Here is a 14517-nt window from a genome sequence, read left to right as displayed (position 1 = left end):
TGACCGGCCACAGGCGGCAGACCGCTGGTCAGCGACCGGAAGCCGGCCGTCGATCAGTGACCGGCACTCGGCCTTGACCAGTGACCGGCCGCCGCGCGGTGATCAGTGACCGCCGCATGGTGGTCAGTGACGGGCAGCCACACGGTGATCAGCGACCGGCCGCCGCACGGTGATCAGTGACCGGCACCGCGCTCCTCGCGGATCTGGGAGACCACACGGGCCACCGTCTGCCGGACTTCCTCGGTCTCCGTGAGGAAGTGCCAGTAGTCGGGGTGCCGGCCCTCCAGCGTGGTGATCGCCCGTTCCAGCCGCGCCACGGCGTCGTCCAGCGGGCGCGCGTGACGGGGGTCCGGGGTGTTGCGGCCGGCCATGGCCAGGCGCTGGGCGTCCCGGATGGCGAAACGGGTGCGCTCGATCTCCTGCTGGGGGTCCTTCTGCACGGCGTTCAGCTGTCGCAGCCGGTCGCCGGCGGCGGAGACGGCCTCGTCGGTCGCGTTCAGCAGTGCCCGCACCGTCGACAGCAGGGCGGTGGCGTCCGGCCAGCGCTGTTCGTCGCGGGCGGTCTGGGCCTCGGCCAGCTTCCGTTCGGCCTGCCTGACCGACTCGGCGGCCTGGTCCGGCACCTGCTGGAGATCCTGCCAGCAGGCGACGGTGAACCGTCGTCGCAGCTCGCTCAGGACCGGTTCGACCTGCTCGGTTCGGGTGGTCAGGGCCTGGGCGCGGGTGCGCAGGGAGACCAGCCGGTGGTCGATCTCGGCGGCGCGTTCGGGCAGTCGCTCGGCCTCCGCGCGGACCGACTCGGCCTCCCGGGTGACCCGCTCGGCCCGCTCCAGGGTCTGCGGCACGCCGTGTGCTCCGGCGCCCTGGTTCAGCCGGGTCAGTTCCGGGCCGAGGGCGGCGAGCCGGGCGGCGAGGTCGTCCGCCTTGAGACGGGACTCGCGGGCTGCGTCCAGGGCGTTGGAGGCGGCGAGCAGAGCCTGTCGGGCGCGTTCGACGGCGGGAGCCAGGCGGGCCAGCTGGGTCTCGGCCTTGCCGAGCAGGGGGCCGAGCCCTTCGGCGAAGCGGTCCAGTTCCTGCTTGACGCGGCCGAGCTCGTTCTTGGCGGCGGTGAGTTCGGTGCGGGCGCGGGAGGCGGCCGACGCCTCCAGGTCGTCCCGGTCCAGGTCGTGGGCGTCGACGGCGTTGATGTACTGGTGGCTGACCTCGTCGATGCGCCGGCCGAGCGCCTCGAAGTCGCCGACCGCGCGCCGGGCGGCGGGGGAGGAGTCGACGGCCGCGATCGTCTCTATCGAGATCCGCAGGTCCCGCTGCGCGGTGTCCAGTTCGTAGAAGGCCGCCGCGGCGTCGTCCTTCGCGGCCTGTGCCTCGGCCCGCTGGCTCTCGGCCCGCCCGCCGAACCAGCGGCGCGTGCCCCCTCCGGCGAACGCGGCGGGGAGCGCGACAGCGGCGAGGAGCGGCAGACCCACGAGGGTGAGCACGTCACGGACCGCGCCCGGCTTGCGGCGACGGGCGGAACGGTGCGGCAGGCGCCGTGCGCACGGCACCATCGGCGAGTACGGCTGCGATGGTGTCGCCGTCACATCCCTCTCCCGTGTCGTCCGTCCTGCCCGGGTTCATTCTCCCACCCGTTAGGGACGAACACACGGGCCGGTCAGTTCGCGGTTCGGACCGTGACTTTCCCGTCCTGGGTCCGCGCGTTCACCACGTGGGAGCTGGTGTCGTCCCGGGGCACGGACACATCGACCGCACCGTCGTCGCTCTCGGCGGACACCTTGTAGGTCTCCCGGGGCAGGGCGACGCTCACGGAGCCGTCGTCGCTGCGGGTCTCCACCAGGTCCGGGACCACGCGCAGATCCAGGCGGACCGAACCGTCCTTGGTGGAGGCCTCGACCCGGCGGGAGGAGACGTCCGCACGCAGCGACCCGTCGTCGCTGTGCAGTTCGAGCGGCCCGGTGGAGTCGCTGACGCGCACGGACCCGTCCGCCGTACGGATCTCCAGCGCGTCCCGGAAGCCCTGCGCCCGCACGCTGCCGTCGTCGGACTTCACCTTGACGGCGATACCGCGCGGCACCTCCACGCGGTGCTTGCTGGCGCAGTCGGCGACCACGCCGGAGCAGTGCGTCCGCAGCTTCAGCCGGTCGCCGTCCATGTCCCAGGTGACCTCGGGGTCGGAGCCGATGGCGACCGAGCCCTGGAACCACCGGGTCACCTTGATCTTGCCGGACGCGTTGTCGTCGGCGGCGACGATCTCCAGCCCGGAGTCGTCGGCGTCGATGGTGAGGGTGTCGCCCCGGAAGGCGAAGGTCCGGTGGTCGGGGTCCTTGTCGTCCTCCGCGGAGGCACAGGCGCCGAGGCCCGCGACGAGGACGGCGACGGTACCGGCGGCGGCGAGCGCGCGGGCCGGAAGGATGCGGCGGGACATGACGGTTTCCCCCAAGGACGGACGACGAGGCGCCGCCGGGCGGATCCGCGGTGCGGGGCCCGGTGAGGCGAGGCTCTACGACCGTACGGAGCGGCGGGCCCAGGCGGGATCCGGGCCACTCCCGGATCGGGGGTGGGGTTAACCCCCCGCTCCTGTCCCGTCCTCGCCCTGCCCCGTCCCCCCTGCCCCGCGACCGCCCCCTGCCCCCACCCGTTCGCGCTCCCGCCGCGATGCGAGGCTCCCCGCCCGTTCGCGCTCCCTCCGCGACGCGCGGCCCCCTCACGCGTCGGCGCCCGCCGCCCGGCCCCCCCCACGCGTTGCCGCACACCGCCCGGGGCCATGTAGGCTGTCCACTCGTCCTGGGTGCGTAGCTCAGGGGTAGAGCGCCTGCCTTACAAGCAGGATGTCGGCGGTTCGAAACCGTCCGCGCCCACCAGGACCGGCGCCGCTGTCGTCGGTGCGAGGCCCTCGGAGCATCCTCCGGGGGCCTTTCGCGTGCGCCCGCTCGGTGCGGTCCTCGACGATCCGGTGATCCGTCCCCTGTCGGTGCGAGTCGTTCAGGCATCTCCGGGTGGGGTCTCGCGGTCCGGGGCGGCGTGTGCGCGTTTCAGTTCGGAGCGGGCGGTCACCCGGTCGGGGCCGGTGATCTGCGACCAGTAGCGGTGGGTGCTGACGAACACGGCCAGTTCGCGTTCGCGCTGCCGGAGCTTTTCCACCTCGGCCTGTTCGTCCGCCGACCAGCCGGGTGAGGCCGGGCGTTCGACCTTGCGCCAGCCGTTGTCGTCGCTGAAGCCGTCGAGTGGTTCGACGGACCAGGGGAGTCTCTTCAGCAGGGCCGACAGCTCGGCCCGGACCTGATGCAGTTCCTCCTGGCCGGCGAGGAGGTCACTGGGGAAGTCATAGGTCGTAGCCACAGGCCAATGATACGCCTGTTCGATTTTGAGGCGCGCGTTCCCTTCAGTGGTTCACGCGAACGGGTGGCCCGGAGCCGCTCGCGTCTTCTTCGCCGCCCGGCGCTCCCCGCCGCCGGGCCGACTGTCAGACCCCTGCCCTACCGTGAAGAACATGGACGGCGCGGAAGAGCGGGGCGGCGGGGAAGAGCGTGCCAGTGGGGACGGGGGCCGGGTGTGCCTGGTGCCCTGGGCGGAGGGGGGCCTGTGGCTGCTGCGCAGGACCAACGCCCCCGAGATGACCGCGCACCTGGGCGGCCCGGAGACCGAGGAGCAGCTCGCGGTGCGACACCGGCGGTACGTCGAGTTGGAGCCGGGACGGATGTACCGGATCACGCTGGCGGACGGTGGCGGGACCGTCGGCTCGATCGGGTACTGGCAGCGGACCTGGCAGGGCGCGGAGGTCTGGGAGACCGGTTGGGCGGTGTTGCCGGAGTTCCAGGGGCGGGGGCTGGCGGCGCGGGCGGCGCGCGCCGTGGCGCAGGCCGCCCGCGCCGCCGGTCCGCACCGGTATCTGCACGCGTTCCCGAGCGTCGGTCACGCCGCCTCCAACGCGGTCTGCCGCCGGGCCGGCTTCACCCTGCTCGGCCAGGCCGACTTCGAATATCCGAAGGGCCACCGGATCAGGTCGAACGACTGGCGGGTGGACCTGAAGAGGGGAGACTGAGGCCATGTGCCGCAGCATCAAGACACTGCGTCCGCCCGTGCTGGCCGAGGAGGCCACCGAGGACGAGATCAGGGCCGCGGCCCTGCAGTACGTCCGCAAGGTCTCCGGTTTCCGCGCGCCGGCCGCGCACAACCGGGAGGTCTTCGAACAGGCCGTGGAGGCAGTCGCGGGCGCCACAGCCGAACTGCTCGCTGGTCTGGAGATACGAGGAGGCGTCGGCGCGCGGCGTGCCTCATGACGCCTTGAGGCCCGCCCGGTCGCGCCCCGGCGTGTGCCGGTGCCCGGACGCGCCACGGCTCCCACGCGGCCGTCGCCGGGCGGGTGTCGCCGCGCGCCGCGCCGAGCGGCACGGTGCCGGACGCCACGGCCCCCGAAGGGCCCGCTGGGGGGGGTTAGGAGGCCTCCGTGGCCCGGGGCTGGCGGCGCATCAGGTACGCGGCCACCGCCCCCGCGCCGAACAGCGCGGCCAGGGACACCCCCGTGGCCAGCCAGGTCGCGCCCAGCCACTGGCTGCCGAAGTAGCCGAGGGCCACGCTGTAAAGGGCCCAGGCCAGTCCGGCGAGGGCGGACCAGGGGAGGAACTCGCGGATCCGGCGGTGTGCCGTACCGGCGACGAGGGAGACGACCGAGCGGCCGGCCGGGGCGAAACGGGCGAGTACGACGAGGGCGCCGCCGCCTCGGGCGAGTGCCCCGCCGAGACGTTCCTGCGCCGTGGTCAGCCGTCGGGAACGGGCGATCGCGCGGTCCAGACGCGGCCCGCCGCGCCACGCGAGACGGTAGACCGCCAGGTCGCCGACGACGGAGGCGGTCGCCGCGCAGAGGATCAGCACCAGGATGTCGGGGACGTCCTGCGGCACCCGTCCGGCGGCCGCCGCACCGGTACCCGCTGCCGCCGCCGCACCGGAGCCCGCTGCCGCCGCCGTGGCCGCGGCGATCACCAGCACGCCGCTCGGCAGCACCGGCAGGAAGATGTCGAGGAGCACGGAAGTGGCCACCAGCGCATAGATCCATGGGCTGCTGACCAGCGAACCGATACTTCCGAGACTCTCGACCACCACAACTCCCCGTTACTCCCCCGTGGGCCGGGCCATGCCGCGGAATGCGGGGACGGCAGGAGCGGCCGATGACAGCCATACAGCGTACGCCCGGGGTGTGACAGACGGTTCACAGGGGGCTTGGGTGTTCGGCACGGAACGTTCACCGGGAGGGGGTGTTCAGGTCCCCGTTCACGTCCCCGGGGGATGCCCGGGGACGTGGAGACGGTTCAGGCCGCGACCGGGGTCTGCCGCTCCGCGGCTGCCTGCTCCTGCTCGGACGTGCGCCGGGCGAACAGCCGGTCCAGGCCGAGGGCGCCGGAGCCGGTGAAGACCAGCAGCAGGAACGCCCAGCAGAACATGGCCGAGGCCTCGCCGCCGTTCTCCATCGGCCACAGGGCGCTCGGCTGGTGCACCTTGAAGTACGCGTAGGCCATGGAGCCCGAGGAGACGAGCGCGGCGGCGCGGGTGCCGAGGCCCAGCAGGACGAGGCCGCCGCCGACCAGCTGGATCACGGCGGCGTACCAGCCGGGCCAGGTGCCCGCGTCGACCGTGCCGCCGGTGCCCGACGTGCCGCCCAGAACCCCGAAGAGGGAGGCGGCGCCGTGGCAGGCGAAGAGCAGGCCGACGACGATGCGGAACAGGCCGAGGGCATAGGGCTGGGCACTGTCGATGCGTCCGGACATGTGGGGGGTGCTCCTTCGGTCGGACCGGCCGGGACGGGCCGGTGGGGACGGAACCGAGTGGGCTGCCCACGTTAGGTGAGCCTAACGAGTACTTGCAAGTTCAACATTTGGCCATGACATGGCAGGTGGTCACCGTCGCGCCCTGTTCGCCACAGCAGGTGGGAGCGCTCCCACAAGTGGACCGAGGCCCGTCGGCATGACTGAATCCATACCCGGCCCCGCCCTGGTCCTACGCCAGCTCCCTGTCCGTGATCAGGTGCAGGGCGGTCGTCCCGTCGCGTTCCGCCCGTGCCTGTTCCAGCCGCAGCCGGGCCGACCGCCCCCGCAGGGTCAGCGTCATGATCTGGTTGCCGAACCACGGCCCGCCGGTCCTGCGCCAGCTGACCGCCGACGCCGCGCAGCGTCCGTGCCGGGCGATGCGCCGCCCGAGGGCACGCGCCCAGGCGCTCCAGCCGAAGCGGAAGCCGAGGCGGATGGAGAGCGGCACCGAGTTGTGTACCGGTGAGCAGGTCAGCTGCGCGACGTGCGCGTCGGGTGTGCGCCCCGGCCAGGACGGCTCGGCCACGTACGCGTGGTGGACGTCACCCGACAGCACGCTCACCGTCGCGGGCGCCCCGGGCCCCGTACCGGCCTCGGCGATGAGGTCCGCGAGGGCGTCGAAGGAGGACGGGAAGGCCGCCCAGTGCTCCAGGTCGGCCCCACGCCGGATCCGCTCCCCGAGCCGTGCCCAGCGCGCACCCCGTTCGCCGGCGCACATCGCGGCGTTCCACGCCTCCACGTCGTGCACCAGATGAGGCAGCAACCAGGGCAGGGAGGTGCCGATCAGCAGGTGGTCGTACGGGCCTTCCCGATCGCCGGCGGGCGCACGCATCGTGTCGCCGACGGGCGCACCCATCGCATCGTCGGCGCGCGCACCCTCCGTGTCGCCGGCGGGCCTGCCCTCCCGCTCTCCCTCGCGCGCACCCTCCCTCTCGCCGTCGCCCGCGTCCACCCCCGTGCGGTCGCCCCGGCCGTCGAGGACCTGCTCGCGCAGCCAGGCGGCCTCGCCCGGGTCGAGCATGGCGCGGCGGTCCTCCTTCAGGACGCGGGCCGCGCGGGAGTCCACCATCAGCAGCCGTACGCGGCCGAAGTCGCGCCGGTAGCTCCAGCGGACGGAGGCCGGGTCGGCGTCGGCCCGCGCGGCGAACGTGCGCAGCACGTCGGTGCCGTCGTGGCTGTCGCGGACGGCGGCGTAGAGGGGATCGGTGGCCAGTTCCTTGGGGGAGAGGTTGCCCAGCTGCTGGTACACCCAGTAGGACATCAGCCCGCTGAGCAGCCGCTCCCGCCACCAGTCGGTGGCCCGCATGTCGGCGAGCCACGCCTCGGAGGTGTTCCAGTCGTCGATGACGTCGTGGTCGTCGAAGATCATGCAGCTGGGCACGGTGGACAGCAGCCAGCGCACCTCGGGGTCGAGCCACGACTCGTAGTAGAGGCGGGCGTACTCCTCGTAGTTCGCGACCTGGTCGCCCGGAGGTTCGGCCAGGTCGCGGCGGCCGGAGATCCATCGGCGCGTGGCGTCGGAGATCTCGTCCGCGTAGACCTGGTCGCCGAGCAGGAGCAGCACGTCCGGACGCGCCGCCTCCGGGTCGGCCGCGATGCGGGCGGAGAGGGTGTCCAGCGCGTCCGGCCCGACCGGGTCGTGACCGCCGGCCGGCGGCGCGGCCCAGCGGCAGGAACCGAAGGCGATGCGTGTGCCCTCGTCCGCCGGGGACGTGGCGATCACGGAGGGCGGGAAACGGGAGTCGGGCGGCGGCCACACGCGTGTGCCGTCGAGGAGCACCTCGTACTCCGTCGCCGTACCGGGCGTCAGGCCGCTCACCGGGACCAGCGCGTAGTGGTGGCCCGCGATCCGGAACGTACGGGTCGAACCCCGGGCGCCGTCGGCGCAGCGCACCTCGGCGGTGCAGGGCCGGTCGCTCTCGACCCAGACGGTCGCGGACGAGCCGTCGGTGTATCTCAGCAGTGGTCCCAGGCGCAGTCCGGCCATGGTGATGCCCTCCTCCGTCGCCCCGTACGGTACGGAACGACGGAGGGCGGCGGGGTGGTTCCGCGCCGAACACGCCGTGACCGGGCTCGCGGTGTCCGAGCACGTGACCGCCTGCGCGGTCACCGCGGCGTCAGCAGCTCGCGAGCTGGTTCTGCAGTGCCGACTTCTCCGCGGAGTCGACCGAGAGGTCGTAGTAGTACTTCACCTGGACCCAGGCGCGGACGTACGTGCAGCGGTAGGCGCTGCGCGAGGGCATCCACGTGGCGGGGTCCTGGTCGCCCTTGGACTGGTTGACGTTGTCGGTGACCGCGAGGAGCTGGGGGCGGGTCAGGTCGTTGGCGAAGGACTGGCGCCGGGAGGTGGTCCAGGAGCCGGCGCCGGAGTCCCAGGCCTCGGCGAGCGGGACGAGGTGGTCGATGTCGACGTCGGAGGCGGCGGACCAGGTGGCGCCGTCGTAGGGGGAGTACCAGCTTCCGCTGGTGGCGGCGCAGGAGGAGTCGGTGACGACGCCCGAGCCGTCGCGCTTGAGGACGGTCTCGCGGGTGTTGCAGGTGCCGGACTGCGTGATCCAGTGCGGGAAGAGGTCGCGGTCGTAGCCGGTGCGGCTCTCGGTCTCCACGGTGAGGGAGGAGAGGTAGGAGCGGGCGGTGGCGGCGCTGACCGGGGTGGGGAGGGCGGCGGAGGCGGCCGGGCCGTTGAGCAGCCCGGCCGAGGCTATGAGGCCGGTGAACGCGGCGAGGAAACCGAGCCGTCGACGCGCGTAGAACTTCGGCATGCGAACTCCCTTGGATTGTGGGGGTGTTGGGGCGCGAGCAGGGGAATGCTCGCGACGCCGCATGGCGCACAGGTGTGCGGCCGGTAAGAAGTTAGTGACGTGTGCATGGCACGTCTACAGGTGCGGCAGGACTCGTGACGGAATGTCCCGGGACTTTCGCCCCCTCGGCCCGCCCGCGGGGGTCGCGTACTATGGACGGCGCAGAAGGGGAGTAGCTCTTCGCCGGACCGTCGACACACTGCTCAGCTCGCCTGAGCCGGCGCCCGGAGGCAGGCCTCGTGCGCGGGGCCGGCCAGCGAGACCTTCGGCAAGCAGTGCACGCCCGTGCCGTACGGCGGGGGCGACCGTGTGCTGCCGTGCCGAGGTGTCCGCAAGCGCAGGATCAGCACTCTCGGTGGGGCGGCCCCGACCGATAGAGGATTCCTTGATCAGCCTGACCGTGACGGCGCTCGTCTTCGGCGTCGTCTTCCTCGCCGAACTGCCGGACAAGACCGCGCTCGCCGGTCTCGTCCTCGGCACCCGCTACCGGGCCTCGTACGTCTTCGCCGGCGTGGCCGCCGCCTTCCTGCTGCACGTCGTGCTCGCGGTCGCGGCCGGCAGCGTGCTGACCCTGCTGCCGCAGCAGATCGTGCACGCGCTGACCGGCGTGCTGTTCCTGGGTGGCGCCGCCGTGCTGCTGATGAAGAAGGACGAAGACGACGAGGAGATCCGCAAGCCCGAGGACCAGTCCTTCTGGAAGGTCTCCGGGGCCGGCTTCATGCTCATCCTGGTCGCGGAGTTCGGCGACCTCACGCAGATCATGACCGCGAACCTCGCGGCCCGCTACGACGACCCGCTCTCCGTCGGCCTCGGCGCGGTGCTCGCGCTGTGGGCGGTGGCCGGGCTCGGCATCGTCGGCGGGAAGGCCCTGATGAAGCGGGTGCCGCTGCGGCTGATCACCAAGGTCGCGGCGCTGCTGATGCTGGGTCTCGGCGTGTGGAGCCTGTGGGAGGCGATCGCCGGCTGAGCGGGGCGGCGGGCGGCGGGTGCGTTCCGGACGGCGGTCGGGAGTCCCGGTGGGTGAGCGGGCCGGTGGACGGGCTGGTCGGTGGGCGGGCTGGTCGGTGGGCGGGCGGGCCGGTGGCGCGCGGAGTCGGGTGACGTGCGAGCTGAACGGTTCGTGAACGTTCCGGCGGGGTGGTGGCGCGACCCCCGAACCGTTTTGTACCGTGGAGGAACAAAGTGGCTCCCGCCCGTTCACCCTGACCGGCGGGCGGGGCCGCCTTGTTTCCTCCTCGCGCCTTGGAGTCTGCCGATGACGGCCACCGCCACCACCGTTCTCACCGCCCGCGCCCTGCTGCTCGACATGGACGGCACCCTCGTCAACTCGGACGCCGCCGTCGAGCGCGTCTGGCGGCGCTGGGCCGACCGGCACGGTCTGGACGGCGACGAGGTCATGAAGGTCGTCCACGGGCGCCAGGGCTACGCCTCGATGGCGCTGCTGCTGCCGGACCGGCCGATGGAGCAGAACCACGCCGACAACGCGCGCATGCTCGCCGAGGAGACCGCCGACACCGAGGGCGTCGTCGCGATCCCGGGCGCGCCGGAGTTCCTGGCCTCGCTGCGCGGCCTGCCGCACGCCCTGGTGACCTCGGCTGACGTGCCGCTGTCCACCGCGCGGATGGCCGCCGCCGGGCTCGCCCAGCCGGACGTCAGGGTCACCGCCGAGTCGGTCGGCGCCAGCAAGCCCGACCCCGAGGGCTTCCTCAAGGGCGCCGCCGAGTTGGGCGTCGACCCCGCCGACTGCATCGCCTTCGAGGACTCCGGCGCGGGTATCGCCGCCGCCCGGGCCGCCGGGATGCGGGTCGTGGGCGTAGGTCCGCGCGCCGGTCTCCACGGGCCGGACGTGGTCGTGGAGGACCTGACGCGGGTACGGGTGGAGGCCGGCGCGGACGGCTCGCTGCGGCTGCACATCGGCTGACGGGCGGAGCATGGCTCGGGGCCGTTGCCCGGGCCCCGACGGGCGCCCGACCGGACGCCGGCTGCGGGTCGTGTGCGGGTGCGGTCGCGGTTTCCGTGTGACGGTGCCCACGGCGCTCACGGCCTGCGCGTGAATGCGTGAACGCGGGCTCACGGCCCTCGGGCAAGGCCGCCTACGGCTCCCGCGTCTCCGACTCCAGCATGCGCCGGGTGTCCTGCCCGTAGACGCCGAGCTCGTCGGAGCGGACGCCGCGGGCCCACTGGTAGGTGCGGACAGAGTCCTCGACCTGGTGGTCGTAGTCGCCGTCGATGTCGCCGTTGTAGAGATACAGCTGGGTCAGCCGCTGCTGGAGTTCGACCACCTCGGAGCCCCGGTCGCCGCGGTGCAGCGTGGGGCCGCCGTCACGGTCCCGGTCGCGGTCGTCGCCCTCGGACTCCTGGGCGGGCGCGCCGGGAGGGGTGGTCGCGGCGGACGGTGACGTCTCGGCCGACCGGGACGGCGACGGCGAAGCACTGGGCGCCGACTCCGACGTCGACGGCGAGGGCGACGGACTCGTGCTCGTGGACCGGGACGCGGACGGGGACGGGGGCGCGGAGGTCTCGGAGGCGGACGGCGAGTTCGATCCGGCAGCGGAGGACACCGCGCTGGTCGACGGGTCCGGCACGCTCGCCCTGACCTCCTCCGGCAGCGCACCGTCCCGCGAGGGCGCCTCGTAGGAGAACAGACCGCTCGCGAACCCGGCGGCGCCCACCACGACCACGACCGCGGCCGCGGCACTCAGCAGCACGCCCCTGCGCCGCCCGCGCGACGGACGCCCGTCGGTGCCGTCAGCGCCGGGCCCCACGGGCGTGGCGGGGGCGGCGGGCGAGGTGGCCGAGGTGGCCGAGGTCTCGAACAGGCTCAGGTCGTGCGCGCGGGGCGCGTCGGCCGAGGGCGCCAGCGGCGTGGGCAGTACGGGCGTGGGCAGTACGGAGGTCGCCTCCGTGGCCGGGACCGGCGGCTGCCCGGCACCGACGGCGCGCAGCGTCATGGTGGCGTCGGGGTCCGGCGTACTGGACGGGGCGGGCACGGACGGGGGTGTCGCCCCCTGCGGAGCCGTGGCCTCCGGCGATCCGCCCGCCGACGCGGCGGACGAGGGCGAGCCCGACCAGCCGGCACCCGGGGAAAGAGCCCCCGACGAGGGACCCCCCGGTGAGTGCGCTCCCGACGACGCCGCGCCGTTCGCGGCCGTTCCTGCCGAGGTGATCCCCGTGGAAGACCCCCCGTCCGCAGCCGTCCCACTCGGCGCCGCCCCGTCCGCAGTCGCCCCCGCCGAAGGTGCCCCGTCCGCAGTCGCCCCGCCGACAGCCGCCTCGCCCGAGCCCGGACGTGCCCCCTCCGACGACGCCCCGCCCGCAGCACCCGCTCCCGAAGGCACCCCGCCCGCAGCACCCGCTCCCGAAGGCACCCCGCCGGAGGCCCCCGCCCCCCGCACCCGTGCCCCCGCGTCCCCGGCGCCGTCCAGTTCGACGTACGGACGTATACGCAGCGGGTCGAAGTCCTCCGCCGCTGCCGCCTGTGCCGTACGCGCGTCGCGCAGGGCGTCGGAGGCTCGCGTTCCGCAGGCGCAGGCGGGCGTGTTGTCCGCCTCCCTGGGGGTGCCGCACTCCGGGCACGAGTGCCCCGAGGGCCGCTCACGCGACGTCTCTCCCCGCCGTTCCGGCTGTTCCCGCTGCTCCACGCGTTCGTCCCTCCCCTCGCGACTCCCCTCGCGAACTCCAGAGATTATGCAGATCTTCTCCATACTTCCGCGCGTACGCCCCCGGAATCCCGGCTTCCCCCAGGAGTGAACCGGCCATAACTGGTCACACCGACCAGGATGGAGGGTGCGCGATCGCACCCGTGAGTGATCCATGAGACACCCGTGGAGGTCTTCATGGCCCAGGACGTGCGCGAGGCGACGGACCCGATGCGGCCCGCGGGGAACGAGGAGGGGCGGGAGCAGGTCCCCGGCGGCGTGCTCGTCTCGATCGGAGCCCTGCTCCTCGGCATGCTGCTCGCCGCCCTCGACCAGACCATCGTGTCGACGGCGCTGCCCACCATCGTCAGCGACCTGGGCGGCATGGAGCACCTGTCCTGGGTGGTCACCGCGTACATGCTGGCCGCGACCGCCGCGACCCCGCTGTGGGGCAAGCTCGGCGACCAGTACGGGCGCAAGCGGCTGTTCCAGATCGCGATCGGCATCTTCCTGGTCGGTTCCGCACTGTGCGGCATCGCGCAGAGCATGCCCGAGCTGATCGCCTTCCGCGCCCTTCAGGGACTGGGCGGCGGCGGCCTGATGGTGCTGTCGATGGCGATCGTCGGAGACTTGGTGTCACCCCGCGAACGCGGCCGCTACCAGGGCCTGTTCGGCGCGGTCTTCGGCGCGACCAGCGTGCTCGGACCGCTGCTCGGCGGGGTCTTCACCGAGCACCTGAGCTGGCGCTGGGTCTTCTACATCAACCTGCCCGTCGGCATCGTCGCACTCGCCGTGATCGCGGCGGTCCTGCACATCCCCCGCCGCACCGCCCGGCACGTCATCGACTACCTCGGCACCCTCCTCATCGCCTCCGTCGCCACCTGCCTGGTGCTGGTGGCCTCGCTCGGCGGCACGACCTGGGCGTGGGGCTCGCCGCAGATCGTCGGACTGGCGGTGCTGGGAGTGGTCCTGGCGGCCGTCTTCGTGGCCGTGGAGCGCAGGGCGGCCGAGCCCGTCCTCCCGCTCAAGCTGTTCCGGGTCCGCACCTTCACGCTCTCCGCCGTGATCAGCTTCGTCGTCGGCTTCGCGATGTTCGGCGCGATGACCTACCTGCCGACGTTCCTCCAGGTCGTGCGGGGTGTCAGCCCGACCATGTCCGGCGTGCACATGCTCCCGATGGTGGTCGGTCTGCTGCTGTCCTCGACCGTCTCCGGGCAGATCGTCAGCCGCACCGGCCGCTGGAAGGTGTTCCCCGTCGCGGGCACCGCCGTCACCACCCTCGGCCTGCTCCTGCTGCACCAGCTCGACGAGAACAGCTCGACCGCGGAGATGAGCTCCTTCTTCTTCGTCTTCGGCCTCGGCCTCGGCCTGGTCATGCAGGTACTGGTCCTCATCGTGCAGAACGCCGTGCCGTACGAGGACCTGGGCGTCGCCACCTCCGGAGCGACGTTCTTCCGCTCCATCGGCGCGTCCTTCGGCGTCGCCGTCTTCGGCACGATCTTCGCGGCCCGCCTCGGCACCGCGCTCACGGATTCCTTCCGGGGCGCCGATCTCCCGCCCGGCGTCACCGTGGACTCCCTGAAGGCCGACCCGCGCGGCATCGGCGCCCTGCCGCCCGCCCTGCGCCCCGACGCCCTGCACGCCTACGCCTCGTCCATCACGGACGTCTTCCTCTACGCCGCCCCCGTCGCCCTCCTGGGCTTCCTGCTGGCCTGGTTCCTGAAGGAGGACCGGCTGCGCGGCGCGGTCAGGGCGCCGGACGGCACCCAGACCCTCGCCAGCAACCCGGTGGAACGGTCCTCGCGCGACGAGGTGTGCCGCGCGCTGTCGGTGCTCGGCACCCGTGAGGGCCGCCGGGAGGTCTACCGGCGGATCACCGCGCGGGCGGGCTACGACCTGCTGCCGGCGTCGAGCTGGCTGCTGCTGCGGGTCAGGCGGTACGGCAGGGTCGAGCCGGCCCTCCTGGCCGAGCGCAGCCCGGTCCCGCTGACCACCGTCATGGCCGCCGCCCGCCAGGTGGAGGAACGGCGCCTCGCCGTCCGAGAGGGCCCCGATCTGGTCCTCACCGACCGGGGGCGCGTGGCCGCGGAACGGCTGGCGCGGGCCCGCGAGGAATCCCTGGCCGAGCTGCTCGGCGACTGGTGGGGCCCGGACCGCCCCACCGACCTGACGCACCTCGTGAGGGAACTCACTGGCGAGCTGTGCGGATCGCGGCGGGAGCGCCCGCACGACGACCGGCGCACGCCGGCACCGGCCGGCTGACCGTACGCCGATACCGGC

Annotated in this window: 13 protein-coding genes and 1 tRNA gene; 6 read left to right on the top strand and 8 right to left on the bottom strand. The window is 73.3% G+C overall.

The window, feature by feature from the left end; all coding sequences use genetic code 11:
• Positions 1 to 173: 173 nt before the first annotated feature.
• Together ACLIN4_RS10850 and ACLIN4_RS10845 are read right to left on the bottom strand one after the other, a co-directional pair.
• A complete protein-coding gene (locus ACLIN4_RS10850; protein WP_290013519.1) occupies positions 174 to 1580 on the bottom strand; it encodes a hypothetical protein in 1407 nt (468 codons plus the stop codon).
• A gap of 71 nt (positions 1581 to 1651) precedes the next feature.
• Entirely contained in the window at positions 1652 to 2422 is a 771-nt protein-coding gene (locus tag ACLIN4_RS10845) for a DUF4097 family beta strand repeat-containing protein (RefSeq protein WP_107476440.1), read from the bottom strand.
• 361 nt (positions 2423 to 2783) lie between these two features.
• On the opposite strand from ACLIN4_RS10845, the gene ACLIN4_RS10840 reads away from it, so the two are divergent.
• A tRNA-Val gene (locus tag ACLIN4_RS10840) sits at positions 2784 to 2858 on the top strand.
• Between the two features lie 121 nt (positions 2859 to 2979).
• On the opposite strand, the gene ACLIN4_RS10835 is transcribed toward ACLIN4_RS10840, so the two are convergent.
• A complete protein-coding gene (locus ACLIN4_RS10835) occupies positions 2980 to 3336 on the bottom strand; it encodes a hypothetical protein (protein WP_107476439.1) in 357 nt (118 codons plus the stop codon).
• 151 nt (positions 3337 to 3487) lie between these two features.
• Here ACLIN4_RS10835 and ACLIN4_RS10830 point away from each other — a divergent pair, with 151 nt between their 5' ends.
• Together ACLIN4_RS10830 and ACLIN4_RS10825 are read left to right on the top strand one after the other, a co-directional pair.
• Positions 3488 to 4039: a GNAT family N-acetyltransferase gene (locus tag ACLIN4_RS10830; RefSeq protein ID WP_307652888.1), complete on the top strand. Its 552-nt coding sequence runs from the start codon at positions 3488 to 3490 to the stop codon at positions 4037 to 4039.
• Between the two features lie 4 nt (positions 4040 to 4043).
• Positions 4044 to 4277, top strand: a complete 234-nt coding sequence (locus ACLIN4_RS10825) for a DUF2277 domain-containing protein (RefSeq protein ID WP_107476437.1) — start codon at positions 4044 to 4046, stop codon at positions 4275 to 4277.
• Between the two features lie 154 nt (positions 4278 to 4431).
• Here the strand turns inward: ACLIN4_RS10825 and ACLIN4_RS10820 are convergent, their stop codons facing one another.
• From ACLIN4_RS10820 to ACLIN4_RS10805, 4 genes are all read right to left on the bottom strand, one after another.
• On the bottom strand, positions 4432 to 5094 hold the full coding sequence (locus tag ACLIN4_RS10820) for a DedA family protein (RefSeq protein WP_100049059.1): 663 nt from the start codon (positions 5092 to 5094) through the stop codon (positions 4432 to 4434).
• A 209-nt stretch (positions 5095 to 5303) separates the two neighbouring features.
• The gene (locus tag ACLIN4_RS10815; protein WP_307652889.1) at positions 5304 to 5759 is read right to left on the bottom strand and encodes a DoxX family protein; all 456 of its coding nucleotides are present in this window, start codon (positions 5757 to 5759) and stop codon (positions 5304 to 5306) included.
• Positions 5760 to 5988: 229 nt separating this feature from the next.
• Positions 5989 to 7785, bottom strand: a complete 1797-nt coding sequence (locus tag ACLIN4_RS10810) for an alkaline phosphatase D family protein (protein ID WP_411575720.1) — start codon at positions 7783 to 7785, stop codon at positions 5989 to 5991.
• 130 nt (positions 7786 to 7915) lie between these two features.
• Complete coding sequence (locus ACLIN4_RS10805; RefSeq protein WP_107476435.1) at positions 7916 to 8560, bottom strand: HNH endonuclease family protein; 645 nt, start codon at positions 8558 to 8560, stop codon at positions 7916 to 7918.
• A gap of 424 nt (positions 8561 to 8984) precedes the next feature.
• On the opposite strand from ACLIN4_RS10805, the gene ACLIN4_RS10800 reads away from it, so the two are divergent.
• Positions 8985 to 9566, top strand: coding sequence for a TMEM165/GDT1 family protein (locus ACLIN4_RS10800; RefSeq protein WP_100049053.1), 582 nt, complete (start codon positions 8985 to 8987; stop codon positions 9564 to 9566).
• A 288-nt stretch (positions 9567 to 9854) separates the two neighbouring features.
• The gene (locus ACLIN4_RS10795) at positions 9855 to 10520 is read left to right on the top strand and encodes an HAD-IA family hydrolase (RefSeq protein ID WP_100049052.1); all 666 of its coding nucleotides are present in this window, start codon (positions 9855 to 9857) and stop codon (positions 10518 to 10520) included.
• Between the two features lie 172 nt (positions 10521 to 10692).
• On the opposite strand, the gene ACLIN4_RS10790 is transcribed toward ACLIN4_RS10795, so the two are convergent.
• Positions 10693 to 11589 (bottom strand): peptidoglycan-binding domain-containing protein, encoded by an 897-nt coding sequence (locus ACLIN4_RS10790; RefSeq protein WP_289903509.1) that lies wholly within the window; start codon positions 11587 to 11589, stop codon positions 10693 to 10695.
• An 846-nt stretch (positions 11590 to 12435) separates the two neighbouring features.
• On the opposite strand from ACLIN4_RS10790, the gene ACLIN4_RS10785 reads away from it, so the two are divergent.
• Entirely contained in the window at positions 12436 to 14499 is a 2064-nt protein-coding gene (locus ACLIN4_RS10785) for an MDR family MFS transporter (protein ID WP_290013522.1), read from the top strand.
• Positions 14500 to 14517 lie beyond the last annotated feature (18 nt).

Source organism: Streptomyces mutabilis, from assembly GCF_046628145.1.
Taxonomy (GTDB): Bacteria; Actinomycetota; Actinomycetes; order Streptomycetales; family Streptomycetaceae; genus Streptomyces; species Streptomyces mutabilis.
The sequence above is the reverse complement of the archived record's forward strand: the minus strand, read 5'-3'. Positions and strand labels throughout refer to the sequence as shown.